This window comes from Gemmatimonadota bacterium, from assembly GCA_022560615.1.
GTDB lineage: Bacteria > Gemmatimonadota > Gemmatimonadetes > Longimicrobiales > Gaopeijiaceae > UBA1138.
On the sequence record JADFSR010000096.1, the window covers coordinates 1 to 3365 of the forward strand.

Annotated in this window: 5 protein-coding genes; 4 read left to right on the top strand and 1 reads right to left on the bottom strand. The window is 65.7% G+C overall.

Features of this window, described 5'->3' with window-relative positions; translation table 11 throughout:
• Both IIB36_20405 and IIB36_20410 read left to right on the top strand, forming a co-directional pair.
• Nucleotides 1-230 (top strand): hypothetical protein (locus IIB36_20405; GenBank protein ID MCH7534101.1); only part of this gene is annotated, 230 nt, incomplete at its 5' end.
• 1 nt (nucleotide 231) lies between these two features.
• Nucleotides 232-1200, top strand: coding sequence for an MBL fold metallo-hydrolase (locus IIB36_20410; GenBank protein MCH7534102.1), 969 nt, complete (start codon nucleotides 232-234; stop codon nucleotides 1198-1200).
• A 6-nt stretch (nucleotides 1201-1206) separates the two neighbouring features.
• On the opposite strand, the gene IIB36_20415 is transcribed toward IIB36_20410, so the two are convergent.
• Nucleotides 1207-1875 carry a hypothetical protein gene (locus IIB36_20415; GenBank protein MCH7534103.1) on the bottom strand — a complete coding sequence of 223 codons (669 nt, stop codon included), beginning with the start codon at nucleotides 1873-1875 and terminating at the stop codon, nucleotides 1207-1209.
• 161 nt (nucleotides 1876-2036) lie between these two features.
• Here IIB36_20415 and IIB36_20420 point away from each other — a divergent pair, with 161 nt between their 5' ends.
• Together IIB36_20420 and cyoE are read left to right on the top strand one after the other, a co-directional pair.
• The gene (locus IIB36_20420; protein ID MCH7534104.1) at nucleotides 2037-2363 is read left to right on the top strand and encodes a helix-turn-helix transcriptional regulator; all 327 of its coding nucleotides are present in this window, start codon (nucleotides 2037-2039) and stop codon (nucleotides 2361-2363) included.
• A 195-nt stretch (nucleotides 2364-2558) separates the two neighbouring features.
• The coding region (gene cyoE, locus IIB36_20425; protein MCH7534105.1) for a protoheme IX farnesyltransferase at nucleotides 2559-3365 on the top strand (807 nt) is incomplete at its 3' end.

Consider the following 3365-nt stretch of genomic DNA (forward strand, 5'->3'; position numbering starts at 1 on the left):
CCGTCCGGTTCCGCCCCACCACGACCTTGGCCTTTACCGAAATCACGGATGGGGGATGTGCGGCCCCGATCGCGGGATCGGTCATTGGCGAAGTGGTCGGCTGTACGGCGGACGGCCTGGAACCGAATACGGTCTACTTCTTCCAGGTGAGATCGTTCAGGGGCACGCTCGGTGTGGACGCGGAGTTCGGACCCTGGTCCAATTTGGTCGGAGCAGCCACGCTACCGTAAGATGGATCGCCGTCAATTCGTATCCGCGTTGGCAGCCACCGCGGCGTTCAACCACCACGGCTTCCCAAACCACCGTACCGGCGCGGCCGGCGAGCTGTATGCGCTCGTCCTCGGCACGGTCCAAGACGCCGGCCTCCCTCAGGTGGGATGCTACACGGACCGATGCGATCGGGGCCGGGAGCTACTCCTCGAGGGGAATGCACGCTACGTCTCTTCTCTCGCGCTGGTCGAGCCGGAGGCGGAACGCTTCTACCTGGTTGACGCGACGCCCGACATCACCCGTCAGATCGATCTCATCCGGGAACCGGCGTTTCGGCGACGCGCGGCGGAACGGCGTCCCTTCGACGGCATCTTGCTGACGCACGCCCACATCGGCCACTACACGGGGCTGGCGGTGCTCGGCAACGAAGGCCTCGGCATCCAGGACACCCCGGTGTACTGCACGGAAGCGATGGCGGGTTTCCTCGCGTCGAACGTGCCGTGGAGCTACATGGTGGACCAAGGGCGCATCGTGCCCACGCCGCTGTCGCTGGATACCTGGCACCATCTCGACGAGCACCTCGAGGTCCAACTCTGGAAGGTGCCGCATCGGGACGAGTTCGCCGACACGGTCGGATTCGTCTTTCGGGGTCCGAGCGCATCGCTTCTGTTCATCCCCGACATCGAGGCGTGGCGCCTTTGGGACAAGGACGTCGCCGACGCCGTCGCGAGCGTGGACGTGGCCCTGCTCGACGGATCGTTCTGGTCGATGGAGGAGATGCCCGGCCGACGTGTCGAGGACGTCCCCCATCCGCTCATCACACAGACGATGGACGCGCTGCAACGCGTTGTGGACCGGAAGGACTCGCGTGTGCTGATGACCCACCTCAACAACTCGAACCCGGCGCTGGACGACGGCGGACCTCAGCAGGCTGAGATCGCGAGGCGGGGCTTCGAGGTGGCGCGTGAGGGGATGCGCTTCGAGCTGTAAGCCGCCCTACCCGATGATCCGGTACGGGTACCAGGACGAGACCGCCTTCCCTTCCTGAACGGCCGGCCGAAACATCCACTCGGAGGCCTCGCGGACGAGCTGACGGTTCAGGTCACGGCTGCTAGTGGGCGGATCGAGACGCGTCGAGTCGGCGATGACCCTCCCGCGCTCGTTCACGAAGACCCACACCTGGACCGAGGTACCGCGCAAGCTCTTGTGGTTGGGGGGAATGATCACGCCACGTGGGACCGGAGGCTGGAGCCGGAAGAAGCCCTCGTCCGAGTTGCCGCCGTCGCCCTTCCCGTCGCCGTTTTCCAGGCCGGGTCCTTCGTCGAGGCCCGGCTCGTCGCCCAGAACCGACGACGGATCCATCACGACTTCCTGTTCGAACTGAATCGGCTCGATCTCGACGTCGGTCGGGATGGGGATCGGAGGCGGTACGATCGGCACCGACGGCGGCGTGCGGATATTTATCGCCTGCAGCGAGCCGCTCGCGGCTCGGTTGTCACCCGCTCGCGGCCCGGCAGCAGCGAATGGCGAGAGCGGAATGACCGTCCCGCGAGACACCAAGAAGATCAGCACGTGGACGAGCACGGACAGCCACAGCCCCGTGCGCCAGATGCGGCGCTCCTGGCGTCTGCGATCCTCGGCCGTGAAGTCGTGATACTGGCTCATACTGATAAGACGTCTGCTGGGGTCACTAGCCCCACATACTACCGACCATACCGGAGAGGTGTTTCCGGATGCGCTGACCTGCGCGTATATTAACTATATCGTATGTATAATGAGGGCGCCGGGTGGCCCCGCCCTTCAACACTTTTCGGGAAGTTCGACGCGTGGCAGGTACGAACCCAAGCGACTTCGAGCAGCAGCTGTTGCTGGCGGTGTGGCGGCTGGGCGAGCGTGCGTACGGCGCTTCGGTACGCGACGAGCTGGAGGCGCGCACCGAGCGGAGGGTAGCACAGGGTGCCATCTACGTGACGCTCGTCCGGTTGGAAAAGAAGGGCTTTCTCCGCTCACGCCTCGCTGACCCCACGCCGGTGCGCGGAGGAAAGTCGAAGCGGTATTTCGAGATCACGCCCGAGGGCGTGACCGGCGTGAAGGCGGCTCGCGAGGAGATGGATCGCCTCTGGGAAGGCCTGCCGACGACGGCGGAGCGCTGAGGCCCGACCGTTGAGTCCCCACCGCCCCCGTGGCAGTCGGTGGTGCTGTGGAAATCGCCGTGTCCTTGGGTCTGGGTCAACAAAGTCAACCCGGTGCAGGCGTTGCGGACCGAATAGGCCTCGGTCAACTTCCGTGCACGTGAACACGCCGGCGGCTCCGAGCAGGGGCCGGCGGCGGTTCTTACGGTGCTTCCGATGGGTGCTGTGCGCCTCCGCATGGACCAAGCGACGACCGAGAATACGACCGCCGGCACTTCCCGTGCGCGGGCCTTCTACGAGCTGACCAAGCCCGGCATCGCCGGGTACGTGATGATCACGGCCGGTGCGAGCGCCTTCGTGGGATCCGGCGGCTCACTCGGGCTGCTCCCCGCGATCCACACGATCCTCGGTACCGGTATCGCAACCGCGGGTGCGCTCTCGCTGAACCAGTACGCCGAGCGCGACTACGACGCGAGGATGGTCCGTACACGCGGACGGCCGCTCCCCTCGAAGCGTCTCGAGCCGACAGAAGCTCTCCTCTTCGGCACCGCGCTACTCTTGGGCGGCCTGATCTACCTGGCGCTTGCCGTCGGTGCCCTTCCGGCGGCGATCGCGGCCGCGAGTGCGTTGATATATCACGGCGTATATACGCCGCTCAAGACACGGTCGTACGCGGCCACGCTCACGGGAGCGGTGCCGGGTGCGTTGCCGATGCTGATCGGGTGGACCGCCGCAACCGGTGCGATCGACCGGGGTGGTCTGGCGCTATTCGCCATCGGATACCTCTGGCAACTGCCACACGTGCTCGGTCTAGCCTGGATGCTGAGGGAAGATTACGCGCGCGTCGGTTTCAAGCTGATCCCCGGGGGCGGCGCCAGGGTGATCGGATTCCACATGGTGCTGGCGACCGGATTGCTGGTACCTGTGAGTTGGATCCCGACGTACCTCGGCTACACCGGCATGATCTACGCTGTGGGAGCGACCGCGCTCGGCGCCGGCTTCATGTTCACCGGGGCTAGCGCC